Genomic DNA, 26,590 nt, shown 5'->3' on the forward strand with positions numbered 1-26,590 from the left:
CTGCCTATTCTCCCGGCTCGATCCCGGCATCCTTGGCGATCTTCACCCAGGTCGCGATCTCCTGCTCCTGGTAGGGCTTGAACTGCGCGGGGTCGCGCGGTTCTACGGTGAAGCCGAGCTTGTCGATCTTCTCGATGACCTCGGGCTTCTGCAGGCTCTTCATGATCTCGCCCGAGAGGCGGTCGAGCGCGGGTTGCGGCGTCGCCGCCGGCGCGAAGAAGGCGGCCCACGACGAGGCGTTGGCGCCGGTCACGCCCTGCTCCTCGAGCGTCGGGACATCGGGCAGCTGCGGATTGCGCTTGGCGCTGCCGATCGCGATGGCGCGGATCGTCCCGGCCTTGATCTGGGCGAGAACGCTGGGCAGCGTCGAATTGGAGATGTCGATGCGGCCGCCGACCAGGTCCTGCACCAGCGGCGGCGCGCCGCGATAGGGCACCTGGGTCATCTTGATGCCGGTGCGGGCCATGAACAGTTCGGTCGAGAGGTGCGAGCCCGAGCCGATACCGGTGGAGCCGTAGTTCAGCTCGCCGGGCTTGGCTTTGGCGAGCGCGATCAGCTCCTGGATGTTCTTCACCGGCAGGTCGTTGCGCACGACGAAGACATGCTCGAAGGCGCCGGCGCCGGCCAGCGGCGCGAAGTCCTTCACAGCGTCGTAGCCCGGCTCCTTCAACATGAACATGTTGTTGCCGTGGGTCTGGTTGTTGCCGAACGTGATCGTCTGCCCGTCCGGCTTGGCCTTGGCGACGGCGCGCGTGCCGATGGCCCCGGCGCCGCCCGAGACGTTCTCGACCACGACCTGCTGGCCGAGCGGGCCCGAGATGTCGGCGGCGACGATGCGCGCGATCACGTCGGTCGGGCCGCCGGCCGGATAGGCCACGACCATTTTGATCGGACCGGACGGTTGCCAGGGCGATTGTGCGTTCTGGGCAAAGGCGGGCTTCACGAAGGGCGCGGCGAGCAGGCCGGCGCTGAACAGACGACGCTTGATCATGAAATCTGCTTCCTAGGCGTGTGAAATGACGATCTTGCCGAAATGCTTTTGGCTCTTGAGGTGCCGGTAGGCGGCCTGGGCTTCGGCGAACGGAAACACCTTGTCGATGACGGGCTTCAGGCCGTTCGCCTCGATCGCGCGGTCCATTGCCTCGAACATCTGCGTGCTGCCGACATAGAGGCCCTGGACCTTGAGGTTGCGCCGCAGGATCGGCATGGGATCGAGAGTCGCCATGCCCGACAGCAGCCCGATCACCGCGATCGAGCCGCCCAACCGGGTCGCCAGGAAAGAGCGCGGCAGCGTGCCGGCGCCGCCGACCTCGACCGTGATGTCGGCGCCGCGGCCGCCGGTCAGCTTCAGCGTTTCCTGATCCCAGTCCGGCGTCGTCTTGTAGTCAACCACCGCCTCGGCGCCCATCTGCTTCAGCCGTTCGGCCTTGGCGGCGGAGCTCGAGGTGCCGATGACGCGGGCGCCGAACATGCGGGCGAACTGCAGCGCGAAGATCGAGACGCCGCCGGTGCCCTGGATCTGCACCACGTCGCCCGCCTTGATATGGCCGATCTCGACCAGGGCGTTCCACGCCGTGACGGCGGCGCAGGGGAGGGTGGCGCCTTCCTCGTAGCTGAGATGCGCCGGCAGCTTCACGACGCCTTCTTCTTCCAGCACCGCGAGTTCGGTCAGCATGCCGTCGATCGCGCCGCCCATGGCGGAGGGCATGGCGCTCTCACTGATGGCGCCGCCGAACCAGCGCTGCATGAAGCAGCCCGCGATCCGGTCGCCGACCTTGACCCGGTTCACACCCGGTCCGACAGCGACGACCTCGCCCGCGCCGTCCGACAGCGGGATCAGGTCGGGCTTGGGCGCCGAGCGCGCATACTGCGCCTCGATGGTGAGCAGGTCGCGGTAGTTCAGCGAGGTCGCCATGACCCGCACCAGCACCTGCCGAGGCCCCGGCGTCGGATCCGGCCGCTCGGCCAGGGTGAGCGAGTCGATGCCCTTGGGGGCGGGGATGACGTAGCACTTCATGGGGTGGCTCCTGTAAGCGCAGGCGCTTGAATGGCGCACATTATGACGTCCCGCACACTGTCATCCTGAGCGCAGCGAAGGACCTTTCGTGGATGCCAGTAAAGGTCCCTCGCTGCGCTCGGGATGACAATGGTGGTGGTGCAGCCGGGGTGTGCCATCGTCACTTGGCGTCGCCCTTCAGCTCGATGATGGTCTTGGCCATGACGGCCTCCTGGTCCCAGGGGAACAGGATCCAGGTGTCCTGGCTGACTTCGGTTACATAACTGTCGACCACCGGACGGCCGGCGGGCTTTGCATAGACCGTGGCGAAATGGGCCTCTGGCAGCATGGCGCGCACGGCGCGGGCGGTGACGCCGGTGTCAACAAGGTCGTCGACGATCAGCCAGCCGGCGCCCTTCTCGTGCTCTGCGGACGTGCCCTTCAGCAGCTCGACCTTGGCGCCGCGCTCCATGCGGTCGTAGGTCGAGCAGCAGACCGTGTCGATCAGCCGGAGGTTCAGTTCGCGTGCGACAATTGCCGCCGGCACGAGGCCGCCGCGGGTGATCGCGACCAGGCCCTTGAACGGTCCCAGGTCGGCCAGCCGCCAGGCGAGCGCCCGGGCGTCGCGATGCAGTTCCGTCCACGAGACGGGGAACATCCTGTTGTAGCCCGCGCTTCCCGCCATGCGATTTCGTCCCTGGACCCTGTCCGGTTTGGCTTGCCCCTTCGTGAGGGCTGCACTAACACCTTCGGCCGAAGCTTAGAAGCATAGGCCACAGGGAAATTCGGCAGGGGACCGCTGCAAATGGGATTTGAGCTGACGCCCGCTTTCTGGAGCGGCCTGACCCAGATCATTCTGGTGAACATCATCCTTTCGGGCGACAACGCGCTCGTCATCGCGCTGGCCTGCCGGAACCTGGAGAAGAAGCACCAGCGGCCGGCCATCATCATCGGCAGCGGCGGCGCCATTCTGCTGCGAATCCTCTTCGTCCTGATCGTCGACTACCTGTTGTCGATTCCGTTCCTGAAGCTCTGCGGCGGCCTCCTGCTGCTATGGATCGGCGTCAAGCTGGTGCAGGGCGAGGAAGAGAACGAGGACGGCGTGAAGGCCGCCAGCTCGCTGGGCTCGGCCGTCCGCACCATCATCATCGCCGACGCGGTGATGAGCCTCGACAACGCCATCGCCATCGCCGCCGCCGCCAAGGGCGACACGACGCTGATGGTGCTGGGTCTCATCATTTCCATCCCGCTGATCGTGTTCGGCGCCACGCTGATCATGGCCCTGCTCAACCGCTTCCCGGTCATCGTCATCGCCGGCGGCGCGCTGCTGGGCTGGATCGCGGGCGAGGTGCTGGCCACCGATCCGGGCTACGCCGCCAAGCTCACCGCCATCACGCCGCATGCCAAGACGATCATGGAAGTCGGCTGCGCGGTGCTGGTCGTGGCCGTCGGTTACTTCCTGCAGTACCGGGCGAAGCAGAAGCATCGTGAACACGATCCGGTGGATCTCGCGACCGACAAGGGCAAGGAGTAGCGACCATGCACAAGATCAATGCCATCCTCGTCGCGGTCGACGGTTCGGAGACCTCCGATCGCGCGGTCCAGCATGCGCTCGACATGGTCGCCACCGGCTGCGCGGCCGAGCTGCACCTGCTGAACGTGCAGCCGAGCGTCGGCGGCGCCGTCTCGACTTTCGTGTCGCGCGAGCAGATCGATTCGCACCACCGTGAGGAAGGCCAGAAGGCGCTCGCCTCGGCGGTTGCGCTGGCGGGCAAGGCCGGGGTGACGGCGAAAACCCATATCGGCGTCGGCCGGCAGGGTGAGATCGTCGCCGACTTCGTGAACAAGGTGGGCGCCGGCCTGGTGGTTCTGGGCACGCGGGGCCACACCGGACTCGCCGGCGTGCTGATGGGCTCGGTCGCGCAGGACGTGATTGCCCACTCCAAGGTACCCGTCACGCTCGTCAAGTAGCCATCTCGACCGGGACGGCGTAGAACGCGGGCCCTGCAGGAGGACCGCGTTTGGCCGAGGAGATGTGGCGACACGAGGCGCTGGCGCCCTATGCGACGCTGCCGTGGCAGAGCAAGGGGCGGTATCATCGCGAGGCCGAGTCGCCGAGCCGCAGCCCGTTCCAGCGCGACCGCGACCGCATCATCCATTCGACGGCGTTCCGGCGGCTGAAGCACAAGACCCAGGTCTTCGTGTTCCACGAGGGCGACCACTACCGCACGCGTCTCACCCATTCGCTGGAAGTCGCTCAGATCACGCGCACGATCTGCCGCGTGCTGCGCCTCGACGAGGATCTCGGGGAAGCCGTGGCGCTGGCCCACGATCTCGGCCACACCCCGTTTGGCCATGCCGGCGAGGAGGCGCTGCACGGCGTCATGAGCCCCTATGCCGGCTTCGACCATAATGCCCAGACGCTGCGCATCCTCACCAAGCTCGAGGACCGCTACGCCGAATTCAACGGCCTGAACCTCACCTGGGAGACGCTCGAAGGCGCGGTCAAGCACAACGGTCCGCTGCTGACGCCGGGCCGGGCGCTGGGCGAGCTGCCGGCCGCCATCGTCGACTATTGCAAGGACCACGACCTCGAACTCGACGGCCATGCCGGGCCGGAGGCGCAGGTGGCGGCGCTGAGCGACGACATCGCCTACAACAACCACGACATCGACGACGGGCTGCGGGCCGGCCTGTTCGAGGTCGCGGATCTGCTCGACCTGCCGCTGGTCGGCGAGATGTTCTCGCTGGTGAGCGCTAAGTATCCCGGCATCGACCAGACCCGCCTGATCCACGAGGCGGTGCGTCGCGTGATCAACGCCATGGTCGAGGATGTGGTGGCCGAGACGCGCCGCCGGCTGGCCGAAGCCGCCCCAAAGTCGGTGGCCGACATCCGTGCGCTCGGCCGGCCCGTCGTGGCTTTTTCCGAGGCGATGGCGGCGACCGAGAAGACCGTGAAGCGCTTCCTCTACACGCGCATGTACGAGCACTGGAAGCTCAACCGCTCGCATTCCAAGGCCCGCCGCGTCGTGGTCGATCTGTTCAACCTCCTGTTCGCCGAGCCCAACTGCCTGCCCTCGCCGTGGCGCGAGAAGGCCGAGCAGGCGGGAACCCATGCCCGCGCCCGGGTCGTCGCCGACTACATCGCCGGCATGACCGACCGCTTCGCCCTCGACGAACACCGCCGATTGTTCGACCTCTATTCCTGAGCTCCGGTCGAGACGACGGGGAAGGGAAGAGGGGCCCGCGGATGACAAAAGGCGCGGATTCGGCAATACCCGGCCCATGAATCCCTACCGTCATTTCATCGGCGAGATCGTCGCGGCCCTCCAGTCCATGCAGGCCGCGGGGGAATTGCCCGAAAAGCTCGATTTTTCCGCCATCACCGCCGAGCCGCCGCGCGATCCGGCGCATGGCGACATCGCGACCAACGCCGCGATGGTGCTGTCCAAGGCGGCGGGCAAGAAGCCGCGCGACATCGCCGAGCCGCTGCTCGCGCGCCTCAAGGCCAATCCCGACGTGGTCGACGGTGCGGTGGCCGGGCCGGGCTTCCTCAATCTCAAGATCGCCGACGGGTTCTGGCGCGCGCGCCTCGGCGACTGCCTGAAGGCCGGCATCGCCTATGGCGATTCGACGATGGGCAAGGGCGCCAAGGTGAACGTCGAGTATGTCTCGGCCAATCCGACCGGCCCGCTGCACGTCGCGCATGCGCGCGGCGCCATCGTGGGCGATGCGCTGTCCAACCTGCTGCACAAGGCGGGCTTCGACGTCACCAAGGAATACTACATCAACGACGCGGGGGCGCAGGTCGACAAGCTGGGCCAGTCGACCTATCTGCGCTACCGCGAGGCGCTCGGCGAGAAGATCGAGTCGATCCCCGAGGGCCTCTATCCCGGTGAGTACCTGAAGGACGTGGGCGCCGCGATCGCCAAGCGCGACGGCGCCCGCTGGATCGGCAAGCCCGAGGCCGACTGGCTGCCCGAGATGCGCGCCTTCGCCATCGCCACCCTGATGGCCGAGATCAAGGCCGACCTCGAGACGCTGGGCGTCCATATCGACGTCTTCTCGTCGGAGCGCGCCCTGGTCGAGAGCGGCGCGGTCGACCGTGCCTTCGAGGAGTTGACGAAGCAGGGCCTGATCTATCAGGGCCGTCTGGAACCGCCGAAGGGTCAGCTTCCCGACGATTGGGAAGACCGCGAGCAGACCTTGTTCCGGGCCACGCAGTTCGGCGACGAGGTCGACCGGCCGCTCAAGAAGTCGGACGGCAGCTGGACCTACTTCGCCAACGACATCGCCTATCACCACGACAAGTACCGCCGCGGCTTCGCCGACATGATCGACGTGTGGGGCGCCGACCATGGCGGCTACGTCAAGCGCATGAAGGCGGCGGTCAGCGCCATCACCGAAAAGCACGGCGAACTCGACGTGAAGCTCTGCCAGCTGGTGCGCGTGATGCGCAACGGCGAGCTGGTGCGCATGTCCAAGCGCGCCGGTACCTTCGTGACCCTGCGCGACCTGCTGGACGAGGTCGGGCCCGACGTCGTGCGCTTCACCATGCTCACGCGCAAGAACGACGCGCCGTTCGACTTCGATCTCGTGAAGGCCACCGAACAGTCACGCGACAACCCGGTCTGGTATGTCCAGTATGGCCATGCGCGGACGCGGTCCGTGATGCGCCAGGCGACCGCCGCGGGCATCGCGATCGACGGTCTCGACGGCGCGCCGCTCGACCGGCTGTCCGATGTGGGCGAGCTCGCGCTGATCCGGATGATCGCCCAGTGGCCGCGCCAGGTCGAAGCGGCGGCGGTGGCTCATGAGCCGCACCGCGTCGCCTTCTATCTCTACGACCTGGCGGCCGCCTTCCATTCCCACTGGAACAGGGGACGGGAGGAGCCGGGCCTGCGCTTCGTGATCGAAGGAGACTCCGATCTCACGCGGGCGCGTCTGGCATTGGTACAGGGAATCGGATTTGTGATAGGATCAGGATTAAAGGTCTTCGGCGTCACACCCGTCGATGAAATGAGATAAAAAATGCATGTTCGCCGGTCCCCCTCCGGCGACGGACCAACGATCTACCGGCCCAACGAGTCGGTAGCTGTGCGGCTCGATCCTCCGCCTCGGCCCGTCGCGCATGAACCAGATTCCATTCCCCCGCCTCCCCGGGACTCGCTGCTCATGCGGGTCAACCGTCGCCGCGGCCAGATCCTCACGGTGATGGTGTCGGTCGCCGCGGTCGCAAGCTTCGGATCGGTCGTCTGGTGGGCGCACAACCAGGACGTCAAGGCGGGCGGTCGCGGGCTGGAACCGCTGGTGGTGCAGGCCCCGACCACGCCGTCCCGCGTGAAGCCGGAGAATGCCGGCGGCCTCGTGCCGCCCAACCAGGACAAGGAAGTCTTCAACCGCATCTCGCCCGGCGCCGTGCCCGCGCAGCCGGAAAAGCTGTTGCCGGTTGCGGTGACGCCCAAGCTCCCACCCAACGGCCTGCCCCTGCCGGCGGCGCCGAAGGAGACGGAGGCGGCCAAGACGCCGACCCCGCTGCAAACGGCCTCGACCAGCGCGGCGCCGGCCGTCACCGAACCCAAGGTGCCCGCCAATCCGCCGAACATGCAGCCGGCGACCAATACGCCGACCGCTACCGAGAGTGGTCCCAGCATCGCCAGCCTGATCGAGAACATGTCCGGCCCGACCGGCGGCTGGCGCATCCAGGTCGCCTCGGTGAAGAACGAGGACGTCGCCAAATCGACCTGGGCGCGCCTGCAAAGCGCGCACGGCGAGCAGCTGTCGAGCCTGCGCATGCAGGCGGTCCGTGTCGATCTCGGCGATCGCGGCGTCTGGTACCGCGTGCAGGCCGGCCCGCTCGACGAGAAGCAGGCCCATTCCGTCTGCGCCTCGCTGAAGGCCCGCAAGACCGACTGCGTCTCGGTCCCGCCCGCGCGCTAGGGGCTTTCCGATGTGCCTTGGAGCGTCGGAATTCGGAATCGATCTCTTCCCCATTCAGATGGGGAAGTGCCCCGTCATACGGGGCGATGGGGTCATGGGCCGACCAAGGCTCGGCCTCCCTCTGACCCCTCCGTCGGCTTCGCCGCCACCTCCCCATTTGAATGGGGAGGAAGGTGATTCTGCTTCAGACCGAACCCGTCCAGGGGGGATTCCCGAATGAGCCGGCCGCGCACGCTGATCCTGGGCTGCGCCGGGACCGAGCTGTCGGCGGAGGAGCGCGCCTTCTTCCGCGACGCCGATCCGCTGGGCTTCATCCTGTTCGCCCGCAACATCGACACCGTGGAGAGCACCCGCCGCCTGGTCGACGATCTGCGCTCCTGCGTGGCGCGGGGCGAGGCGCCGGTGCTGATCGACCAGGAAGGCGGTCGGGTCGCCCGGCTGCGTCCGCCGCAGTGGCGCAAGGCGCCGCCCGCCCGGCTGCTGGGCGACCTCTATGCCCGCGATCCCGATGCCGGGCTCGAGGCGACGAAGCTCAATTCCCGGCTGCTGGCGGCGGACGTGGCCTCGGTCGGCTGCGACGTCGATTGCCTGCCCGTGCTCGACATCGCCTACCCCGAGACCCATGCCGTGATCGGCGACCGCGCCTATGCCGACCGGCCGGAGCCGGTCGCGGCGCTGGGCCGGGCCGCCGCCGAGGGGCTGATGGCCGAGGGCGTGATGCCGGTCATCAAGCACATTCCGGGACATGGCCGCGCCACGGTCGACAGCCACGAATCGCTGCCGACGGTCACCGCCTCGCGCGCGGAGCTGGAGCGCACCGACTTCGTGCCGTTCAAGCTGCTGTCGGATCTGCCCTGGGCGATGACCGGCCACCTCCTGTTCGAATCGATCGATCCGAAGGACTGCATCACGGTTTCGGCGCGCAGCGTGCAGGACGTGATCCGGTCCCATATCGGCTTCGACGGGCTGCTGCTGTCGGACGACCTTTCGATGCAGGCTCTGGGCGGGTCGCTGGGCGACCGGGCGGCGCGGGCGCTGGCCGCCGGCTGCGACATCGCCCTCCACTGCAACGGCCGGATGGCCGAAATGGTGGAGATCGCCGGCCGCGCCGGCCCGATGACGGAGCGCGCCCACCGGCGTTTCCAGGACGGCCGCAACTTCCTTGCCCGTCATCGCGACCCCGCCGGCCCCCGCGGGCTCGCCGAGGCGGCCCGACGGGTCGCCGAACTCCTGCCGGAATGGGGATAAGGCAGGGCCAAATCATGTGGCGGTAGGCGCTTCCGCTGACTAAACCGGGACAGCATGACCGAAACCGCCAGCCCGCCCCCCGAAGAGGCGCCCGTCGCCGATGGCGCCGCTGCGCCGGCTGACGCGACTCCGGCCCCGGGCGCCGCGGCCGATGCCTTCGCCGCCACCGGACCCGACGTCATCGCGCCGGGCGAAGGCGAGCTGATCGTCAATCTCGAGGGCTTCGAAGGTCCGCTCGACCTGCTGCTGAGCCTGGCCCGCGACCAGAAGGTCGATCTGCGCAAGATCTCGATGGTGGCGCTGGTCGATCAGTACCTGGTCCACATCCACCAGGCGCGCCGCATGCGGCTGGAGCTGGCGGCCGACTATCTCGTGATGGCGGCATGGCTGGCCTACCTGAAGTCGCGCCTGTTGCTGCCGGAACCGCCCGCCGGCGAGGAGCCGTCCGGCCAGGAAATGGCCGACGCGCTGCAGTGGCAGTTGCGCCGCCTCGAGGCGATGCAGGAGGCCGGCGCGCGCCTGATGGCACGCCCGCAGCTCGGCCGGGACATCTTCTCGCGCGGCCAGCCCGAAGGCATCGTCGTCGTGCGCCGCGCCGTTTGGGACGTGAAGCTCTACGATCTGCTGAGCGCCTACGGCTCGCAGGTCAGGCCGAAGGACGCCGATACCTATCAAATCAAGCCGATGGAGTTCTTCTCGGTCGAGGAGGCGGCGGAGCGTCTCGGCCGCATGCTGGGCATCGCCATCGACTGGCAGTCGCTCGAAGCCTTCCTGCCGGCCGGCCTGACCGATCCCGCGCGCCGCCGCTCGGCGATCGCAGCGACCTTCGTCGCCGGCCTCCAGCTTGCGAAGGACGGCCAGATCGAGCTGCGCCAGACCGAGCGCTTCGGCCCCATCCATTTGCGTAAACGCACCGACCAGCAGTGACGGTCCCCGACATGTCAGACATCGAAAACGTCCCCCCCGAGATCGAGGACCCCGACACGCCCGCCCTTGTCCAGGAGCAGGCTGCCGGCAAGGAAGAGGCCGGCAAGGACGAGGCCAGCAAGGACGACGACGAGAAAGAGGATGACGACGTCGAGGACGACGAGTCGGACGATTCCGATGACGATGATGATTCGGACGACGACGATGATGAGTCCGATGACGACGATGATGAGTCGGAAGACGACAAGTCGGACGATTCTGGCGACGATTCGGACGATGACGATGACTCCGACGACGATGAGTCCGACGACGAGGACGACGACGACGACGACGAAGAGGACGACGAAGAGGCGGACCGAGACGATTCCGACGGCGAGAAGGGCGGCGACGACGAGGGTGACGCCGAAAAGCCTGCGAAGGCCTCTTCCGTAGAGGAAGGGTCACCGCCGGACGCTCCTGTCGAGGGCGTCCTGGTCGAGGCTGTTGTGGTCGAGGCCGTTGCGGTCGCCGCCCTGTCCGCGGCGGCTGCCGCTGCCCCGGCCGGCGAAGTGACCGACGTCGTGTCGCCCGATCATGCCCAGCATCTGCGGCTGCTCGAGGCGTTGATTTTCGCCGGCACCCAGGCGCTCGGCGAGAAGGAGCTGGTGGAGCGGCTGCCCAACGATGCGGACGTGAAGCGCCTGCTGGCCGATCTCGCGGAACTCTATGCCGGCCGCGGCGTGAACCTCGTGCAGGTGGCGGGCGGGTTTGCCTTCCGCACGGCGCCCGATCTCTCCGAGAAGCTCAAGATCGAGAAGCCGGTGACGCGCAAACTGTCGCGGGCCTCGGTCGAGACGCTGGCCATCATCGCCTACCACCAGCCGGTGACGCGCGCCGAGATCGAACAGGTCCGCGGCGTCGGCCTCAGCAAGGGCACGCTCGACCTGCTGTTCGAGCAGAACTGGATCAAGCCGATGGGCCGCCGCCGCGCCCCCGGCAAGCCCGTGACCTGGGGCACGACGGATTTTTTCCTCGAGCATTTCGGCCTGCCGAGCCTCGACGATCTGCCCGGCCATGAGGAATTGAAGGCAGCGGGCCTCTTGGATGCCCGCTCGCAGCCCCCCATATTCAGACCGGATGAGCCCGATCTGCCGCTCGAACCGACGGAGGACGAGGCCGACGAGCCCCTCGCCGTCGAGGAAAGCCCCGCGGAGACCGGGCGCTGACGCCCCGGAACCACCTTATTCGATAGGTTGCCGGGGCTTCGGAACGGGTGCCATAATCGGCACACGTAATTCGACACGCCGATTGCAATCGATCTTGGGAGCATTGTGAAATGGGAAGCTTCAGCATCTGGCACTGGCTGATCGTGCTGGCCGTCGTGCTGCTGCTGTTCGGCGGTCGCGGCAAGGTCTCGCAGCTCATGGGCGACTTCGGCAAGGGCCTCTCGGCCTTCAAGAAGGGCGTCGGGGGCTCGCAGGAAGAGACACCGCCGCAGGCTCAGCCGGGTACGCAGCCGGGCGACAGCGCCAAGCCGATCTCAGCTCAGGCGACGACCACGCCGCCGAACGGAACGGTCCACCACCAGGATAGCGCCGCCAAGGTCTAAGAGCGGCGTCGTGAGGGCCTGAACGGCCATGTTCGGTATCGATAGTCCCGAGTTACTGGTCATTGCGGTCGTGGCGCTCGTCGTCATCGGCCCCAAGGAATTGCCTGGCCTCTTGCGCAGCTGGGGCAAGTGGATGGCCCAGATGCGTGGCATGGCCTCGGAATTCCGCGGCCATGTCGACGAGATGGTGCGTCAGGCCGACCTCGACGACGTGAAGAGACAGCTCACGGCCACACCCGGCCTCGACCTCCAGGCGCTCGACCCGACGCGGGAAATCAAGAGCGCGTTGCAGGAGGGCATGGCCGAGGGCGAGAGGGCGATGGCCGAGGCCAAGTCCCAGTTCGACAATCCTCTGGCCGAACCCGAGTCGGCGCCGCAGATCGCGGCCGAATCCCAGCCGGCGCTCGAGAGCGCCCCGGCTACGCCCCTCGCGACCGCAGAAGTGACACCGGCGATCGAGCCGGCTGCCGCCGACACGGCCATATCCGAAGCCCCGGCACCGGTTGTTTCAGCCGAAGAGAAGCCGGCCAAGGCCGTCGCGGCCGGCTGAGCGCCAACTTGCGCTTTGAATTGCGCGCCAAAGGGCGGCATAACGCGGCTCCCAAACCGCGACGTACATTGTGACCCAGGCGCACGACGGACCCGAAGACGACAAGCCGATGCCGCTGCTCGATCATCTGATCGAGCTGCGCAAGCGGCTGATCTATGCGCTGATCTGCTTCTTCGCCGTCTTCTTCGTCACGTTCTATTTCGCCAAGCCGATCTTCTCGTTCCTGATCCAGCCGGCGCTAGCCGACGGCTACAAGGTCATCGTCCTCGATATCTTCGAGTTCTTCTTCGTCACGGTGAAGCTGTCGGCGTTCGTGGCGCTGATCGTGGGATTTCCGCTGATCGCGGTTCAGATCTGGCTGTTCGTCGCGCCGGGACTCTATCGTCACGAGAAGCGGGCGTTCATCCCGTTCCTCGTCGCCACGCCGTTCATGTTCTATGCCGGCTGCGCGCTGATGTACTATGTCGTGCTGCCGTACGTGATCAACTTCATGCTGACGCAGTACGCGCCGCCGGACATCGAGAAGACGCTCCGATCGTCTGACTATCTCGAACGCATCCTGCAGCTCGTCTTCGCCTTCGGCTTCGCCTTCGAGGTCCCGGTCCTGCTGACCCTGCTGATCCAGGTCGGCATCGCCACCACCGAGGGGCTGAAGTCCAAGCGCCGCTACGCCGTCGTCGTGGCCTTCGTGATCGCTGCCGTGCTGGCGCCGCCCGACGTGGTGAGCCAGATCGCGCTCGCGATCCCGCTGATGGCCTTCTACGAGATCAGCATCCTGATCGGCGGCGTGATCGAGCGGAAGCGCGCGGCCGAAGAGAAGGCCACCGAAGAGGCCGAGAAGAAGGCCGAGGAAGCCGAAAAGGCCGACCAGGCGACCGGTAGCTAGCCATGCACGACATACGTTTCATCCGGGAGACCCCCGAGGCGTTCGACGCCGGCCTGAAGAAGCGCGGCCTGCCGCCGCTTTCGGCCGAGATCCTGGAGATCGACCGGCGCCGCCGCGCCGCCATCTCCGAAAGCGAAGCCATCCAGGCGAAGCGCAAGGCGCTCAGCCAGCAGATCGGCATGGCCAAGCGCAAGGGCGAGAACGCCGACGCGCTGATGGCCGAGGTCGCCGCCCTCGAACAGAGCCTGAAGGACGGCGAGCGCGAGGCGAGCCGCCTCGACGAGGAGCTGCGCCTGCGCCTCGAGGTGGTGCCTAACCTGCCGTTCGACGACGTGCCCGAGGGGGCCGACGAGACCGGCAATGTCGAGATCCGCCGCGTTGGCAACCAGCGCAACTTCAGCTTCCCGCCGAAGGACCATGTGGCGCTGGGCGAGGCGACCGGCGAGATGGATTTCGCCGCCGCCGTGAAGATCTCCGGCTCGCGCTTCGTGTTCCTGAAAGCGCATCTGGCGCGGCTGGAGCGGGCGCTCGCGCAGTTCATGCTCGACCTGCACACGGTCGAGGGGGGCTACACCGAGGTCAATCCGCCGCTGCTGGTCAAGGACACCGCCGTCTATGGCGTCGGCCAGCTGCCGAAGTTCGCCGAGGACATGTTCCATACCGACAACGGCTTCTGGCTGATCCCCACCGCCGAGGTCTCGCTCACCAACCTGGTGAACGACATGGTGCTGGACGAGAAGGAGCTGCCGCTGCGCTTCACCGCGTTCACGCCCTGCTTCCGCTCCGAGGCGGGATCGGCCGGCAAGGATACGCGCGGCATCATCCGCCAGCACCAGTTTCCCAAGGTCGAGCTGGTGAGCATCACCACGCCCGAGCAGGCGGCGGCCGAGCACGAGCGCATGACGGGTCGTGCCGAGGAGGTGCTGAAGCGCCTCGGCCTCGCCTATCGCACCGTGGTTCTGTGCGGCGGCGACATGGGCTTCGGCTCCCGCAAGACCTACGACATCGAGGTCTGGCTGCCCGGCCAGAATGCCTATCGCGAGATTTCGAGCTGCTCGAACATGGGCGACTTCCAGGCCCGCCGCATGAACGCGCGCTACCGGCCGCAGGAGGGCAAGGGGACGCGGTTCCTGTGCACCCTGAACGGCTCGGCGCTGGCGGTCGGCCGCACCCTGGTCGCGGTGCTGGAGAACTACCAGAACGAAGACGGCTCGGTGACGGTGCCCGAGGCGCTGCGCTCCTACATGGGCGGCCTCGAACTCATTCCCGCGCCCCCTGCGGCGTCTGCGCCCGCCAAAAAATGAAGGTTCCCAACCTCGCCAAGGCGCGCATTCTCGTCACCAACGACGACGGCATCCACGCGCCCGGTCTCGAGGCGCTGGTCGAGATCGCCACGCAGCTGTCGAGCGACGTCTGGATCGTGGCGCCCGAGGTCAACCAGAGCGGCGCCGGCCATTCGCTGTCGCTGTCGCGGCCGATCCGGGCCCGCGAGGTCAGCAACGGAAAATTCGCGGTCGACGGCACGCCGACCGACTGCGTGCTGTTCGCCGTCAAGCACCTGATGAAGGACCGCAAGCCCGATCTCGTCCTGTCGGGCGTCAACCGCGGCACCAACATCGCCGACGACGTGACCTATTCGGGCACCATCGCGGCGGCCATGGAAGGCTGCCTGCTGGGCATCCCGTCGATCGCCTTCAGCCAGGCGTCTGCCTTCGATCACCCGGTGAAATGGGGCACCGCGACCGCCCATGGCGCCGCCGTGGCGCGCCGGGTGCTGGCGCTCGACTGGCCGCGCAACGTTCTGGTCAACGTCAATTTCCCCGACGTCGTCGCGGCCTCGGTCCAGGGGGTGCGGGTCACCCACACCGGCACGCGCGGCTTCGGCGGCCATATCGTTGAGCGCAAGGATCCGCGCGGCGGCACCTACTACTGGATCGGCTATGCCCCGCAGGAGAGCGAGATCGACGCCGCGAGCGACATCGCCGCCGTCCGCTCGGGCCACATCTCGGTGACCCCGCTGCACCTCGACCTGACGCACGAAAGCATGCGCCGGAAGCTCGTCGCGGAGTTCGAGGCGGCCCCCGTCGAACTCGACTGAGGGGGCTGCGTGAACGTCCCCGCCATGCAGCGTCTGATCGCCGAGCTGCGCAACTCGGGCATCACGGACGAGAACGTTCTGGCCGCGATCGCCTCGGTCGACCGCGAGCGCTTCGTGTCGCAGACCTTCGCCGAGCGCGCCTGGGAGAACACGGCACTGCCCATCGCCTTCGGCCAGACGATCAGCCAGCCCCTGGTGGTCGCCGCCATGACCGAGGCGCTGCGGGTCGGGCCGCGCATGAAGGTGCTGGAGATCGGCACCGGCTCCGGTTATCAGGCCGCCGTGCTGGCAAGGCTGGCGCGCCGCGTCTACTCGGTGGAACGCTTCAAGCCGCTCTCCAAGGCCGCGGAGCGCCTGCTGCTCGACCTCGGTATCTACAACGTCGTGGTCGACATCAACGACGGCAGCAAGGGCTGGCCGGGCCAGGCGCCGTTCGACCGCATCATCGTCACCGCCGCGGCGGAGGAGCGCCCGCAGGCGCTGATCGACCAGCTCGCCGTCGGCGGCATCCTGATTGTGCCGGTGGGCCGCGATCCCACCTCCCAGGTCGTCGAGCGCATCGTGAAGAACGAGAGCGGCCTGCAACGCGACACGCTGATGCCGGTGCGGTTCGTGCCGCTGGTCGCGGGACCGCTGCCGGTGCTGGGGCAGGGCTGAGCGAAGCTCAGCCGGAGGAGCGACAGGACATTGCCCAGGGCAATGTCCGAGAGCGTCGAAGAACGAACGACCCTCGGAGGCTCCTATTCCCGCCAGAATCTCAATGCAGTAGTATGGCACCATGAAGAACGCCCCTCGCTTCCCCTCGCGATGGGCCGGCCGCATGCATACGCTGGGTACAATGGCGGTGCTGTCGGTCGCGCTCGGCGCCTGCAACACCGTCATGGGTGCCCGTGAAGGCACCATGGAATATCCCGGGTCCGCCGCCGGTCCGAACGCCGTTCCCGTCTATGTCGTGAAGGACAAGGACACGGTCGACGCCCTGTCGCGCCGCTATGGCGTGCCGTCGCAGACCATCATCGACCGCAACAATCTCAAGCCGCCGTACACGATCAAGCCGGGCCAGTCGCTCGCCATGCCCGGTGCGCGCTTCGTGCAGGACAGCTACGGCGAGCCCGCCAGCCAGCAGACCTCCGCCGCCAACCCCAACGCGCCGTCCTCGGTGAAGCGCGAAGGCCTGGCGCCGCCGCCGGGCGCGCAGGGCCAGGGCGAGGCGCCGCGCTCCGCCGCACCCGCGGGCGAGCCCACACCGCTCAGCAAGGCCTCGCAGTCGGTCACTGTGCCGGCCACGCCGCCGGCGCGGATGATCTGGCCGGTCAACGGCAAGGTCGTCTCGAGCTACGGCACGTCGGGCGGCCAGAAGAACGACGGCATCGACATCGCCGCCGCCAAGGGCACGCCCGTGAAGGCCGCCGAGGGCGGCAAGGTCGTCTATGCCGGCGGCGAGGTCGCCCGCATGGGCAACCTGCTGCTGATCGAGCATTCCGGCGGCTACATCACCGCCTACGGCAACAACGAAGAACTGCTGGTGAAGAAGGGCGATACGGTCAAGAAGGGCCAGACCATCGCCAAGGTCGGCAATTCCGGCGGCAGCGCCAATCCGCAGCTCCACTTCGAGGTCCGCCGCTCCGGCAAGACGATCGATCCGACGACGGTGCTCGGCGCGCAATAGGCCTGTGGGCGTTCTTCCTTACGTCGCTCCCGGACATTGCATAGCAATGTCCTGACGCTCACGGGCCGAGCTTCGCTCGGCCTAAACCACTTTCCCGATCATCTTGTATTCGCCCTTGCGGTCCTCGATTTCGAGGACCCAGAGGTCGGGATCGCGGGCGACCTGGCGGGCGATGTAGGCGTCGGCTTCGGGCTCGGTGACGGGCGAGGGGCCGGTGCCGCGGCTCCATGCCGCCTCATCGTCGAGCGTGCTGGTCTGCGTGTACACGGTCACGCCCGCCTCGAAGCGGTTGATCTTCAGCAGCACGGTTCCGACATCGGGATCGCCGCGCCGCACGACGGCGGCCGGAATGAACGCGCGGTCGCACAGACGTATTTGCGCGCTGACCCAGAGTCCCGTGGTGAGCCCCATTACCATGCGGCCTTCATGCAGGGCGCCGACCGGCCCGTCAAACGCGGGCTTCGCCTTGCCCCAACCCGGGTTTCGCCCTTGCCCTAACCCGGGCTTCGCCCTTGCCGAGGCGGACGGGTTCGGCCAATACAGCGCGCTCCATGGCCGATCCTCCTCTCCTCGCGCTCAGCGGCATCCGCTTCCATCTCGGCGACCAGACCATCCTGGCCGGCGTCGATCTGGGAATCGGTCCGGGCGAGCGCCTGTCGCTGGTCGGCCGCAATGGCGCGGGCAAGTCGACCCTGCTGCGCATCCTGGCGGGCGCGCCGATCGCCGATTCCGGCGAGCGCTTCGCCCAGCCCGGCGCCGCCGTGGCCACCCTGCCGCAGGAGCCGGATTTCACCGGCCACGCCACGGTCGGCGACTACGTCTCCTCCGCCCTGACCGATTCGCTGGGGCCGGACGATTATCGCGTCGCCGCCATCCTCGAGGACATGAAGCTCGACAACGGGCGCGATCCGACCACCCTGTCGGGCGGCGAAGCGCGGCGCGCGGCGCTGGCGCGCGTGCTGATCGGCGAGCCCGACGTGATGCTGCTCGACGAGCCGACCAACCATCTCGACCTGCCGACCATCGAGTGGTTGGAGGAAAAGCTTTCGAGGTGGCGCGGCGCCTATGTGTTGGTTAGCCATGACCGGCGTTTCCTCACCAACCTGACGCGCGCCGTGCTGTGGCTCGATCGCGGCATCGTGCGCCGGCTCGACAAGGGCTATGGCGAGTTCGAGGCCTGGTCGAACGACATCATCGAGCGCGAGGCGACGGAGCGGCACAAGCTCGACCGGCTGATCGAGCGCGAGACCGAGTGGGCGGGCAAGTCGATCCGCGCCCGCCGTACGCGCAACGAGGGCCGACTGCGCGCGCTTTCAGCCCTTCGCCAGCAGCGCAGCCAGCAGATCGGCCCCGTCGGCCGCGCCTCGATCGAGGCCGGCAGCGCCGAGGCCTCGGGCGCGCTGGTCGTGACCGCGCGCAACATCACCAAGCGCTGGGGCGACAAGGTCATCGTCGAGGATTTCTCGACGCGTATCTTCCGCAAGAACCGCATCGGCCTGATCGGGCCCAACGGCGCCGGCAAGACGACCCTGCTCAAGATGCTGATGGGCGAGCTCGAGCCCGACAGCGGCACGGTCAAGCTGGGCTCGAACCTGATGCCGGTGGTGATCGACCAGCGCCGCATCGGCCTCGATCCCGACAAGACGCCGTGGGAGACGCTGGCCGACCGCAACGACCATGTGCTGGTGCGCGGCCACCTCACGCACTTGATGACCTACCTGCGCGAATACCTGTTCCGCGACGAGCAGGCGCGCCAGCCGGTGCGTACCCTGTCGGGCGGCGAGCGCAACCGCCTGTTGCTGGCGAAGGCGCTGGCCGCGCCGTCGAACATGATCGTGCTCGACGAGCCGACCAACGATCTCGACGCCGACACGCTCGATCTCCTGCAGGAGGCGCTCGACGATTACGACGGCACCGTCCTGCTGGTGAGCCACGATCGCGATTTCCTCGACCGGCTTGTCACCTCGACCATCGTGCTCGAAGGCGACGGCACGGCGACCGAATATGCCGGCGGCTACAGCGACTACGTGAACCAGCGCGGCCCGCGCGTGGAGCCAACGGGCGTCACGCCGTCGCGCGCAAGGGACAAGCCGGCCGCGCCAAAGGCTGCAGGGCAGGGCAAGGCCCGCCTCGGCTACAAGCGCGAACGCGCCCTGGTCGAACTGCCGAAGAAGATCGAGGCCCTGCAGGCCGAGATTGCCACGCTACAAAAGGCGCTGACGGATCCCGACCTCTACCGCCGCGATCCCAAGTCCTTCCAGTCCAAGACCACCCGCATCGGCACCGCCCAGGCCGAGATCGAAGCCGCGGAAAGCGAATGGCTCGAACTCGAGATGCTGCGGGAGGAATTGAACGGCTAAACGCTTCCTTCCCCATTCAAATGGGGAAGTGTCCCCCGTCTAACGGGGGCGATGGGGTCATAGGCGTCGCAAAGCTATGACCCCTCCGTCGGCTCAGCGGCTTGGTTACAATCCGCGATACGCCGCCACCTCCCCATCTGAATGGGGAGGCGTAAGATTACTTCTTCTTCCGCTCGTAATGCGCCGCGATCATCAGCGCCGTCGCGACCGTCACCTTCTTGCCCGTGGGAATGTGCAGGAACTCGTTCGGTCCATGCGCATTCGAATGCGGCCCCAGCACGCCGGTGATCACGAACTGCGTCTTGGGAAACTTGTCGCCCAGCATGCCCATGAAGGGGATCGTGCCGCCTTCGCCCATGTAGGCGACCGGCTGGCCGAAGGCTTCCTGCGAGGCGTCGTTCACGGCCGTCTCCAGCCACGGTGCCAGCGGCGGCGCATGCCAGCCGCTGGCGCCTTCGCCGGCATCGAACTCGACGGTGGCGCCATAGGGCGGATCGGACTCCAGCGCCTTCTTCATGGCCTTCACGGCTTCCCTGGCGTCGAGCGTCGGCGGCGTGCGCACGCTGATCTTGGCCTCGGTGTAGGGCAGCAGCACGTTGCCGGCATCGACCGGCTCCGGATAGCCCGCCATGCCCACGGTCGCGAGCTGTGGCCGCCAGGTGCGGTTCAGCACCATCTGGCCGAGATCCTCGACCATCGGCTTGGTCGTGCCGGCAAAGGGGAACTTGCGATAGACCTCCTCGCCCAGCACGCGCGCGGCTTCCGAGGCCTGCGCGATGCGCTGCGGCGGGATCTGCACGAACAGCTCCGGCAGCTTCATCTCGCCGGTCGCCTCGTCCTCCAGGCGCGTCAGCAGCGCGCGCGTGATGCGGAAGGAGGAGGGCACGATCCCCGATGCGTCGCCCGAATGCACGCCCTCGTTCAGCACGCGCACCTTGAGCGTGCCGGCCGCGATGCCGCGAAGCGACGTGGTGAGCCACATCCGGTCCCAGTCGCCGCAGCCGGAATCGAGGCAGACCACCAGCGACGGGTCGCCGATCCGGTCGAGCAGGTGATCGACGTAGAAGGGCAGGTCGTAGCTGCCGGATTCCTCGCAGCCCTCGATCATGATGACGCAGCGGGTGCGCGGGATGCCCTGCTCCTTGAGAGCCAAGAGCGCCGCGAAGCAGGCATAGATCGCGTAGCCGTCGTCGGCGCCGCCGCGGCCATAGAGCTTGTCGTCCTTGCGCACCGGGATCCACGGCCCCATGCCCTCGGCCCAGCCCTTCATCTCGGGCTGCTTGTCGAGATGGCCGTAGAGCAGGACGGTGTCGTCGTTGTCGTCGCCCGGGATCTCGATGAAGATCAGCGGCGTGCGCCCGGGCAGCCGCACCACCTCCATCGTCGCGCCCGCGAAGGCGGCGACGTGCGGCCGTGCCCAGTCGGTCATCAGCGTGACCGCCTGCTCCATGTAGCCGTTCTCTTCCCACTTCGGGTCGAACGACGGCGACTTGTTGGGGATGCGGATGTATTCGGTGAGCGACGGCAGGATCTGGTTGTCCCAGAAGCTGCCGATGAAAGTCTTGATCTGGTCGGGGTTCATGGAGGGAGTTTAGTCCCCCGGTTCGCCCTCGCAAACTCTCAGCTCTTGGCAGCCTCGACCTTCGTCTCAGTCTCATCCTTGCCGCGTTTCTCGCCTCCGTCCTCGACGCCGGCTTTTGCCTCTTCTTTTACGGGCTCTCCTGCTTCCGCATTCGCAGGCTCCTCGTTCTCGGTGACGGCTCTTGCCTCTTCGTTCACAGGCTCTTCGGCTTCCGTGTTCGGGGTCTCCTTGGCCTCATCTTCGGCAGGCTTCTCCGCTTCGTCCTTCGCCGGCGTCTCGTCCTCGGCCTCGGCCTTCGCAGGCTCCAGCGGCTCGATATTGGCGGGATCGAACCATGTCGCTGCTTTGTCGAAAGCGGCGACGAGGGCGGCGGCTTCGATCGGATCGACGAGGGTTTCGAAGCCGTGGAGAATGTTGTTGCGGATGCGGCGCAGCGTATCGAGCTGGCGCAGCCGGTCCTTCGACAGGTTGAAGCGCGGATCCTCTAACAGGCTTTCGAGCCTGGCCGTCCGGTCGTCGACCATGTCGGCCTGGCGCTTGACCTCGCGTTCGAAGTTGACGGCGGCGTTCAGCACCGCCTGGTAGGGCATCTTGAGGTCGAGCAGCTGCTTCGGCGCCAGCGCTTCGACTGGGGTCCGCTTGGTGGGGGCGTGGGCGAGGTTGCGGAAGAGCGGGCGCTGGCCGTCTTCCGGCTTTTCCGGCTCGGGTTCGGGCAGGGCGCCTTGCTCCTTCAGCTCCTCGATGCCGACCCGGATGCTGACGAAGTCGTTGGCGGGCTTGGGGACAGGCTTCGGGGCGGGCGTCACCGCAGGCTCGGGCACAAGCGCCGGGGCGGGCACAGGGGCCGGCTCCTCGACCGGTTTGGCGACGGGCTCGACGATGGGCTTGAGGAGGGGCTCGACCGTCGGCGCGGCGATGAGCGCGGGCGCGGGCTCCGGTTCCTTCTCCGGCGCTTTCTCGGGAGCGGGCAGCTTGAGCGGCTCCGGGGCGGGAGCAGGCACGGCCTGCGGGGCGGGCTGCGGCTCGCTCCGGGCCGTCCGCGCGGCGCGCAGGACCAGGCCCTGTGCCGCCAGGATGCAGAAGAACGCCACGCCACCGGCCGTCACGCCGTCGAGCGGCATCTGCTTGGCCTGCGCCACCAGCGTGCCGTAGGCGCCGCCGCCGGCCAGCGGGAGCACCAGCTCTTTCAGCACGCGTAGCGCGATTGGCGTCCTGCCAGGCTTCTTCTTGTCCATCGACCCCAATCCATCCGGCCCAATCCATTCGGTCCGCCCACGCGCGCCGGAAAAAGCCCGCGCCCTACTAACAAACCTCGGCAGTGCGACCAAGCGCCAGGGCACGCGGATGGCGGGGGAGAAGCGCGCCCCGCGTGAGTTGACGCCAACGGACCTGTCCGCTACCCCCACGCCACCCCGAAGGACCCCCCAAAAAGTGCCCGATTCCGCCGCTCTTCCCGATTCCGACGCCCGTCTCGCCGGCCATCCCGCCGGGCTCAGGCGCACGTTTGCGATCATCTCGCATCCCGACGCCGGCAAGACGACGCTGACGGAGAAGCTGCTGCTGTTCGGCGGCGCCATCCATGTCGCCGGTGCCGTGAAGGCGCGCGGCGAGGCGCGGCGGGCACGCTCGGACTGGATGAAGATCGAGCAGCAGCGCGGCATCTCGGTCACCACCTCGGTGATGCATTTCGAGTATGGCGGCGCGGTCTTCAACCTGCTCGACACGCCGGGCCATGAAGACTTCTCCGAGGACACCTACCGTACCCTGACCGCCGTCGATTCGGCGGTGATGGTGATCGACGCCGCCAAGGGCATCGAGGCGCGCACCCGCAAGCTGTTCGAGATCTGCCGCCTGCGCGACGTGCCGATCATCACCTTCATCAACAAGATGGACCGCGAGTCCAAGGACCCGATCGAGCTTTTGGACGAGGTCGCCTCGACCCTGGCGCTCGACGTCTCGCCCATGACCTGGCCGACCGGCTCGGGCCAGAACTTCAAGGGCACCTACGATCTCAACAACAACCGCATGCTGGTGTTCGACAACACCGACAGGAGCCGCATCGGCGAGGTGATCGAGAACTACACGATCGCCGATTCCAATTTCGCCGAAGAGGTCGAGCTGGTGCGCGCGGGCTATCCCGCCTTCGATCTCGAAAGCTACCGCGCCGGCCACCTGTCGCCGGTGTTCTTCGGCTCGGCCTACAACAATTTCGGCGTGAAGGAACTGCTCGACGCGATCGCCGCCTGGGCGCCGCCGCCGCGGCCGCAGCCCGCCGAGCCGCGGCCGATCGAGCCGACCGAGCCCAAGGTCTCGGGCTTCGTGTTCAAGGTCCAGGCCAACATGGATCCCAACCACCGCGACCGCATTGCCTTCCTGCGCCTGTGCAGCGGCAAGTTCCGTCGCGGCATGAAGCTGACGCAGATGGGCACGTCGAAGGTCCTGTCGGTCAATTCGCCGATCCTGTTCTTCGCCCGCGAGCGCGAGATCGTCGACGAGGCGTGGCCCGGCGACATCATCGGCATTCCCAATCACGGCGTGCTGCGCGTCGGCGACACGCTGACCGAGGGCGAGACGCTGAAGATCGTCGGCATCCCCAACTTCGCGCCGGAAATCCTGCGCCGCGTGCGGCTGGAGGACCCGATGAAGTCCAAGCAGCTCAGGCGCGCGCTCGAGGACCTGGCGGAAGAGGGCGTGACCCAGGTGTTCCGCCGGGTCATCGGCGGCGACCATATCGTGGGCGTCGTCGGCGAACTGCAGCTCGACGTGCTCAAGACCCGCGTCGAGGCCGAGTACAACGTCCATATCGACCTGGAGCCCGCGCCGTTCGAGACCGCGCGCTGGATCTCGGCCGAGACCAAGGCCGATCTCGAGGAGTTCATGTCCGCCAACCGCGGCGGCATGTCCGAGGACCGCGACGGCTCCCCGGTGTTCCTGGCACGCAACGCCTGGGAGCTGGGCTACATCGCCGAGAAGAGCCCGAAGGTGAAGTTCAGCGACATTCGCGAGCGTTCTTAACTCAACCTGTCGTCCTGAGCACAGCGAAGGACCTTGCGGAGCGATCGGAGTACTCCGTGGCTCGCGCGAGATCCTTCGCTGCGCTCAGGATGACTTGGAGGGCGACCAGCCGTAGGCCTTGGCGCAGGCGCCGCCCATCAGCATCGCGCGTTCGCTGTCGCTGAGCGTCTTGGTCTCGAGGAACGGCGTCACCGCGTTCTCGTAGTTCACGACGGCGAAGGCGCGGGTCCAGTCGGTGCCCCAGAGGCAGCGTTCGAAGCCCCAGGCGTCGAAGATGCGCTTCAGCGGATCCCAGATGTCGGGGAACGGATAGGGCTCCCTGGAAAGTGTGCAGGCGCCGCTGATCTTGATCACGGCGTTCGGGCGCTTCGCGAGGTCGAGGATCTTGGGCAGGTCGGCCCACGGCTCGGCGGGCGCGGGCGGGACGCGCGGCTGCAGGATGCCGAGATGATCGACGATAAAGCGCGTCTCGGGATGGCGGTCGATGATCTGCATGCCCTCGTCGACCCTGCCCCAGAACAGGAAATTGAGCGGCAGGTCGTGCTGGACCGCGGCCTTGCAGATGCGGTCGAGGCCGGGATGGTCGGCGCCGCGCTTTTCCTCCTCGCGCAGGAAGATGCGGATGCCGACGGCGCCCTGCGTCTCCTTCCACTTGGCGATCACGTCGGCCACGTTCTCGTCGTCGGGATCGACGGGCTTCACGATGGCCATGCGGGTGGGGTGACGGCGCGCCACCTCCTCGGCGTAGCTGGCGTCATAGCGGTACGTCGCGAAGGGCGAGATCATGATCGCGCCGTCGACGCCGACCGCGTCCATCGCCGCCACCATCTCGTCGCCGGTCACATGCGGGGGCCAGTTCGGCACGGTGGCCCACGGCCGCTGCAGCGTGTTGGCCTCGTAGGCATGGACCTGGGAATCGATGATCGGCATGGCGTGTCTCCCTTTCAGTCGTCCTGGGCGCCGCGAAGGACCTGACGGATCGACCAGCGGTGATGAAGCTGGCGTGAGATCCTGCGCGGCGCTCAGGAGGACAGTTACTACTTCTTCTTCCGTTCCGTCACAGGCACGGTGACTTCGCTGGCGCGCAACTGCAGCAGCTCGTCCGCCTTCAATCCGAGCAACTCGCCCAGCACCGCATCGGTATGCTGCCCGAGGGTCGGCGCCGGACGCTTGATCTCCGACTTGCCGCCGGTGTGGAGCCGGATGGGCGAGATCGGCACGCGGGTCTTGCCGCGGCGCGGATGGTCGACATCGACCCAGAAGCCGCGGGCCTCGAGATGCGGGTCGTAGGCGACCTCGCGCGCGGTCTTCACCGGGGCGCAGGGGACCCGCGCTTCGTTGAGCGCGGCCAGCACCTCGTCCTTGGTCTTCGGCAAGGTCCAGGCGCCGACCGTGTCGTCGATCAGGTCCATGTTCCGGGCGCGGCCGGGTGTGGTCGCGAACTCGGGATTCGCGAGCCAGTCCTCGCGGCCCAGCATCTCGCACATCGACGTCCAGTGCCGCTCGGCCGAGGTGAAGATCGCGACATAGCCGTCGCGGCAGCGATAGGTGTTGTACGGCGCCATCGCGAGGGCGGGATGACGGTTGCCGGTGCGGTCCGGCACATTCTTGTCGCCGTCCATCACCGCGCCCAGCGCCGAGGCGATCGAGATCGCGCCGGCCTCGTGCATGGCGACCTCGACCCGCTGGCCCTTGCCCGTGCGCTCGCGCTGGACGAGCGCGCCCAGGATGCCGGCGCAGAGATGGATGCCCGCGAGGAAGTCGCAGACCGCGGCGCCGGCCTTGGTCGGCGGCCCGTCGGCGTCGCCCGTCGCATTGGTGATACCGCTCATCGCCTGGATGGTGACGTCCATGGCGGCGAGGTCGCGATAGGGGCCGTCGAGGCCGAAGCCCGAACTGCCGCCATAGACCAGGCGCGGGTTCAGCTTGCTCAGCACCTCGTAGCCAAGTCCGAGCCGGTCCATCACGCCGGCGGCGAAGTTCTCGATCAGCACGTCGGCCTTGGCGACGAGGTCGAGGAAGATCTCCTTGCCGCGCGGCTGCTTGAAATCCAGGACGACCGACTCCTTGTTGGAGTTCAGCATGACCAGCGGATAGGGCTCGACCTCGCGTTTGCGGCGGCGCACCACGTCGCCCTCCGGCGGCTCGATCTTGAGCACGCGCGCGCCCATGAAGGCGAGCTGCAGGCCGCAATAGGGGCCGTTGTAGATCTGGCCGAGATCGAGGACGAGCATCCCGTCGAGGGGGCGGCGGATGGTCATGGCGTTTCTCCGGTAGGCTTGCTCGAACTGTAACGCGATCCGGCGGCGCGGGCAGCGCGGAGTGCGTGTCCGGTCCGTTGTGCGAGGGGACAGGGCGCTTTATGAGGGGCGGATCATGAGCACCATAACGCGAATCGACTGCGGCCCGCGCATGAGCGAGGCCGTCATCCTGGGCAACCGCATCCATTGTTCGGGCATGATCCCCGAGGATACGAGCCTCGACATCACCGGCCAGGTGCAGCAGGCGCTGGCCGAGATCGACTCGCTGCTGGCCAAGGGCGGCAGCGACAAGTCGAAGATCCTGACGGCCACGATCTGGCTGAGCGATATCTCCGATTTTGCCGCCATGAATAAAGTTTGGGACGCCTGGGTCGCGCCCGGCCACGCGCCCGCCCGCGCGACGGTCCAGGCCCGGCTGAACGACCCGAACATGAAGGTCGAAATCATGGTCGTCGCGGCGATCTAGCCTC

At 67.4% G+C, this 26,590-nt stretch carries 26 protein-coding genes; 18 read left to right on the top strand and 8 right to left on the bottom strand.

Translation table 11 applies throughout. The features are described 5' to 3' along the window. Positions 1-4: 4 nt before the first annotated feature. From ACQY78_RS22850 to gpt, 3 genes are all read right to left on the bottom strand, one after another. On the bottom strand, positions 5-991 hold the full coding sequence (locus ACQY78_RS22850) for a Bug family tripartite tricarboxylate transporter substrate binding protein (RefSeq protein ID WP_428679139.1): 987 nt from the start codon (positions 989-991) through the stop codon (positions 5-7). Between the two features lie 12 nt (positions 992-1,003). Beyond that, positions 1,004-2,017: a zinc-dependent alcohol dehydrogenase family protein gene (locus tag ACQY78_RS22855; RefSeq protein WP_428679142.1), complete on the bottom strand. Its 1,014-nt coding sequence runs from the start codon at positions 2,015-2,017 to the stop codon at positions 1,004-1,006. A 160-nt stretch (positions 2,018-2,177) separates the two neighbouring features. Beyond that, positions 2,178-2,681, bottom strand: coding sequence for a xanthine phosphoribosyltransferase (gpt, locus tag ACQY78_RS22860; protein ID WP_428679145.1), 504 nt, complete (start codon positions 2,679-2,681; stop codon positions 2,178-2,180). Positions 2,682-2,801: 120 nt separating this feature from the next. Between gpt and ACQY78_RS22865 the strand changes: the two genes are divergently transcribed. The 15 genes from ACQY78_RS22865 (at position 2,802) to ACQY78_RS22935 (ending at position 16,902) form a co-directional block, all read left to right on the top strand. Next, a complete protein-coding gene (locus tag ACQY78_RS22865) occupies positions 2,802-3,530 on the top strand; it encodes a TerC family protein (RefSeq protein ID WP_428679148.1) in 729 nt (242 codons plus the stop codon). Positions 3,531-3,535: 5 nt separating this feature from the next. Beyond that, on the top strand, positions 3,536-3,967 hold the full coding sequence (locus tag ACQY78_RS22870) for a universal stress protein (RefSeq protein WP_428679150.1): 432 nt from the start codon (positions 3,536-3,538) through the stop codon (positions 3,965-3,967). 62 nt (positions 3,968-4,029) lie between these two features. Then, entirely contained in the window at positions 4,030-5,205 is a 1,176-nt protein-coding gene (locus ACQY78_RS22875; protein ID WP_428686464.1) for a deoxyguanosinetriphosphate triphosphohydrolase, read from the top strand. Positions 5,206-5,281: 76 nt separating this feature from the next. Continuing rightward, complete coding sequence (argS, locus tag ACQY78_RS22880) at positions 5,282-7,024, top strand: arginine--tRNA ligase (RefSeq protein ID WP_428679152.1); 1,743 nt, start codon at positions 5,282-5,284, stop codon at positions 7,022-7,024. 147 nt (positions 7,025-7,171) lie between these two features. Beyond that, a complete protein-coding gene (locus ACQY78_RS22885) occupies positions 7,172-7,936 on the top strand; it encodes an SPOR domain-containing protein (RefSeq protein WP_428679155.1) in 765 nt (254 codons plus the stop codon). A 216-nt stretch (positions 7,937-8,152) separates the two neighbouring features. After that, positions 8,153-9,184: a beta-N-acetylhexosaminidase gene (gene nagZ / locus ACQY78_RS22890; protein ID WP_428679158.1), complete on the top strand. Its 1,032-nt coding sequence runs from the start codon at positions 8,153-8,155 to the stop codon at positions 9,182-9,184. A gap of 54 nt (positions 9,185-9,238) precedes the next feature. Further along, the gene (locus tag ACQY78_RS22895) at positions 9,239-10,111 is read left to right on the top strand and encodes a segregation and condensation protein A (RefSeq protein WP_428679161.1); all 873 of its coding nucleotides are present in this window, start codon (positions 9,239-9,241) and stop codon (positions 10,109-10,111) included. Positions 10,112-10,122: 11 nt separating this feature from the next. Next, entirely contained in the window at positions 10,123-11,316 is a 1,194-nt protein-coding gene (scpB, locus tag ACQY78_RS22900) for an SMC-Scp complex subunit ScpB (protein ID WP_428679163.1), read from the top strand. A gap of 110 nt (positions 11,317-11,426) precedes the next feature. Then, on the top strand, positions 11,427-11,699 hold the full coding sequence (locus tag ACQY78_RS22905) for a twin-arginine translocase TatA/TatE family subunit (protein WP_425067307.1): 273 nt from the start codon (positions 11,427-11,429) through the stop codon (positions 11,697-11,699). 28 nt (positions 11,700-11,727) lie between these two features. Beyond that, positions 11,728-12,249, top strand: a complete 522-nt coding sequence (tatB, locus tag ACQY78_RS22910; RefSeq protein ID WP_428679166.1) for a Sec-independent protein translocase protein TatB — start codon at positions 11,728-11,730, stop codon at positions 12,247-12,249. 70 nt (positions 12,250-12,319) lie between these two features. Next, positions 12,320-13,135, top strand: coding sequence for a twin-arginine translocase subunit TatC (tatC, locus tag ACQY78_RS22915; RefSeq protein ID WP_428679169.1), 816 nt, complete (start codon positions 12,320-12,322; stop codon positions 13,133-13,135). A gap of 2 nt (positions 13,136-13,137) precedes the next feature. Continuing rightward, positions 13,138-14,439: a serine--tRNA ligase gene (serS, locus tag ACQY78_RS22920; RefSeq protein WP_428679172.1), complete on the top strand. Its 1,302-nt coding sequence runs from the start codon at positions 13,138-13,140 to the stop codon at positions 14,437-14,439. Next, positions 14,436-15,233 (top strand): 5'/3'-nucleotidase SurE, encoded by a 798-nt coding sequence (gene surE / locus ACQY78_RS22925; protein WP_428679175.1) that lies wholly within the window; start codon positions 14,436-14,438, stop codon positions 15,231-15,233. The genes serS and surE overlap by 4 nt, the downstream gene beginning before the upstream one ends. Positions 15,234-15,242: 9 nt before the next feature. Continuing rightward, positions 15,243-15,890 carry a protein-L-isoaspartate(D-aspartate) O-methyltransferase gene (locus tag ACQY78_RS22930; protein WP_428679177.1) on the top strand — a complete coding sequence of 216 codons (648 nt, stop codon included), beginning with the start codon at positions 15,243-15,245 and terminating at the stop codon, positions 15,888-15,890. Positions 15,891-16,011: 121 nt separating this feature from the next. Next, positions 16,012-16,902, top strand: coding sequence for a peptidoglycan DD-metalloendopeptidase family protein (locus ACQY78_RS22935; RefSeq protein ID WP_428679180.1), 891 nt, complete (start codon positions 16,012-16,014; stop codon positions 16,900-16,902). 81 nt (positions 16,903-16,983) lie between these two features. Here the strand turns inward: ACQY78_RS22935 and ACQY78_RS22940 are convergent, their stop codons facing one another. Further along, complete coding sequence (locus ACQY78_RS22940) at positions 16,984-17,319, bottom strand: DUF1491 family protein (protein ID WP_428679183.1); 336 nt, start codon at positions 17,317-17,319, stop codon at positions 16,984-16,986. Between the two features lie 134 nt (positions 17,320-17,453). On the opposite strand from ACQY78_RS22940, the gene ACQY78_RS22945 reads away from it, so the two are divergent. Next, positions 17,454-19,262 carry an ABC-F family ATP-binding cassette domain-containing protein gene (locus ACQY78_RS22945; RefSeq protein WP_428679186.1) on the top strand — a complete coding sequence of 603 codons (1,809 nt, stop codon included), beginning with the start codon at positions 17,454-17,456 and terminating at the stop codon, positions 19,260-19,262. Between the two features lie 157 nt (positions 19,263-19,419). Here ACQY78_RS22945 and ACQY78_RS22950 read toward each other — a convergent pair whose 3' ends face one another. Continuing rightward, a complete protein-coding gene (locus tag ACQY78_RS22950; protein WP_428679189.1) occupies positions 19,420-20,844 on the bottom strand; it encodes a M20 family metallopeptidase in 1,425 nt (474 codons plus the stop codon). A 38-nt stretch (positions 20,845-20,882) separates the two neighbouring features. Next, positions 20,883-22,172 (bottom strand): hypothetical protein, encoded by a 1,290-nt coding sequence (locus tag ACQY78_RS22955; protein ID WP_428679192.1) that lies wholly within the window; start codon positions 22,170-22,172, stop codon positions 20,883-20,885. A 16-nt stretch (positions 22,173-22,188) separates the two neighbouring features. Between ACQY78_RS22955 and ACQY78_RS22960 the strand changes: the two genes are divergently transcribed. Then, the gene (locus ACQY78_RS22960) at positions 22,189-23,859 is read left to right on the top strand and encodes a peptide chain release factor 3 (protein ID WP_428679195.1); all 1,671 of its coding nucleotides are present in this window, start codon (positions 22,189-22,191) and stop codon (positions 23,857-23,859) included. Between the two features lie 84 nt (positions 23,860-23,943). On the opposite strand, the gene ACQY78_RS22965 is transcribed toward ACQY78_RS22960, so the two are convergent. Beyond that, positions 23,944-24,789, bottom strand: coding sequence for an amidohydrolase family protein (locus ACQY78_RS22965; protein ID WP_428679198.1), 846 nt, complete (start codon positions 24,787-24,789; stop codon positions 23,944-23,946). Positions 24,790-24,896: 107 nt separating this feature from the next. Further along, positions 24,897-26,120 carry a CaiB/BaiF CoA transferase family protein gene (locus ACQY78_RS22970; RefSeq protein WP_428679201.1) on the bottom strand — a complete coding sequence of 408 codons (1,224 nt, stop codon included), beginning with the start codon at positions 26,118-26,120 and terminating at the stop codon, positions 24,897-24,899. Positions 26,121-26,235: 115 nt separating this feature from the next. Between ACQY78_RS22970 and ACQY78_RS22975 the strand changes: the two genes are divergently transcribed. Further along, positions 26,236-26,586 carry a RidA family protein gene (locus ACQY78_RS22975; RefSeq protein WP_428679203.1) on the top strand — a complete coding sequence of 117 codons (351 nt, stop codon included), beginning with the start codon at positions 26,236-26,238 and terminating at the stop codon, positions 26,584-26,586. The last annotated feature ends 4 nt before the right edge of the window (positions 26,587-26,590 follow it).

The organism is Reyranella sp. (genome assembly GCF_965279625.1).
In the GTDB taxonomy this organism is placed as follows: Bacteria; Pseudomonadota; Alphaproteobacteria; order Reyranellales; family Reyranellaceae; genus Reyranella.

Excerpts from the sequence above, each read along its gene's own strand:
- ACQY78_RS22950 (WP_428679189.1), bottom strand. The coding sequence starts at position 20,844 with ATGAACCCCGACCAGATCAAGACTTTCATCGGCAGCTTCTGGGACAAC.
- gpt (WP_428679145.1), bottom strand. The coding sequence starts at position 2,681 with ATGGCGGGAAGCGCGGGCTACAACAGGATGTTCCCCGTCTCGTGGACG.
- ACQY78_RS22945 (WP_428679186.1), top strand. The coding sequence starts at position 17,454 with ATGGCCGATCCTCCTCTCCTCGCGCTCAGCGGCATCCGCTTCCATCTC.
- ACQY78_RS22865 (WP_428679148.1), top strand. The coding sequence starts at position 2,802 with ATGGGATTTGAGCTGACGCCCGCTTTCTGGAGCGGCCTGACCCAGATC.
- argS (WP_428679152.1), top strand. The coding sequence starts at position 5,282 with ATGAATCCCTACCGTCATTTCATCGGCGAGATCGTCGCGGCCCTCCAG.
- ACQY78_RS22905 (WP_425067307.1), top strand. The coding sequence starts at position 11,427 with ATGGGAAGCTTCAGCATCTGGCACTGGCTGATCGTGCTGGCCGTCGTG.
- ACQY78_RS22965 (WP_428679198.1), bottom strand. The coding sequence starts at position 24,789 with ATGCCGATCATCGATTCCCAGGTCCATGCCTACGAGGCCAACACGCTG.
- ACQY78_RS22940 (WP_428679183.1), bottom strand. The coding sequence starts at position 17,319 with ATGGTAATGGGGCTCACCACGGGACTCTGGGTCAGCGCGCAAATACGT.
- ACQY78_RS22885 (WP_428679155.1), top strand. The coding sequence starts at position 7,172 with ATGCGGGTCAACCGTCGCCGCGGCCAGATCCTCACGGTGATGGTGTCG.
- ACQY78_RS22850 (WP_428679139.1), bottom strand. The coding sequence starts at position 991 with ATGATCAAGCGTCGTCTGTTCAGCGCCGGCCTGCTCGCCGCGCCCTTC.
- tatB (WP_428679166.1), top strand. The coding sequence starts at position 11,728 with ATGTTCGGTATCGATAGTCCCGAGTTACTGGTCATTGCGGTCGTGGCG.
- ACQY78_RS22870 (WP_428679150.1), top strand. The coding sequence starts at position 3,536 with ATGCACAAGATCAATGCCATCCTCGTCGCGGTCGACGGTTCGGAGACC.
- serS (WP_428679172.1), top strand. The coding sequence starts at position 13,138 with ATGCACGACATACGTTTCATCCGGGAGACCCCCGAGGCGTTCGACGCC.
- scpB (WP_428679163.1), top strand. The coding sequence starts at position 10,123 with ATGTCAGACATCGAAAACGTCCCCCCCGAGATCGAGGACCCCGACACG.
- ACQY78_RS22855 (WP_428679142.1), bottom strand. The coding sequence starts at position 2,017 with ATGAAGTGCTACGTCATCCCCGCCCCCAAGGGCATCGACTCGCTCACC.
- ACQY78_RS22895 (WP_428679161.1), top strand. The coding sequence starts at position 9,239 with ATGACCGAAACCGCCAGCCCGCCCCCCGAAGAGGCGCCCGTCGCCGAT.
- nagZ (WP_428679158.1), top strand. The coding sequence starts at position 8,153 with ATGAGCCGGCCGCGCACGCTGATCCTGGGCTGCGCCGGGACCGAGCTG.
- ACQY78_RS22875 (WP_428686464.1), top strand. The coding sequence starts at position 4,030 with ATGTGGCGACACGAGGCGCTGGCGCCCTATGCGACGCTGCCGTGGCAG.
- ACQY78_RS22970 (WP_428679201.1), bottom strand. The coding sequence starts at position 26,120 with ATGACCATCCGCCGCCCCCTCGACGGGATGCTCGTCCTCGATCTCGGC.
- ACQY78_RS22935 (WP_428679180.1), top strand. The coding sequence starts at position 16,012 with ATGAAGAACGCCCCTCGCTTCCCCTCGCGATGGGCCGGCCGCATGCAT.
- surE (WP_428679175.1), top strand. The coding sequence starts at position 14,436 with ATGAAGGTTCCCAACCTCGCCAAGGCGCGCATTCTCGTCACCAACGAC.
- ACQY78_RS22975 (WP_428679203.1), top strand. The coding sequence starts at position 26,236 with ATGAGCACCATAACGCGAATCGACTGCGGCCCGCGCATGAGCGAGGCC.
- ACQY78_RS22960 (WP_428679195.1), top strand. The coding sequence starts at position 22,189 with ATGGCGGGGGAGAAGCGCGCCCCGCGTGAGTTGACGCCAACGGACCTG.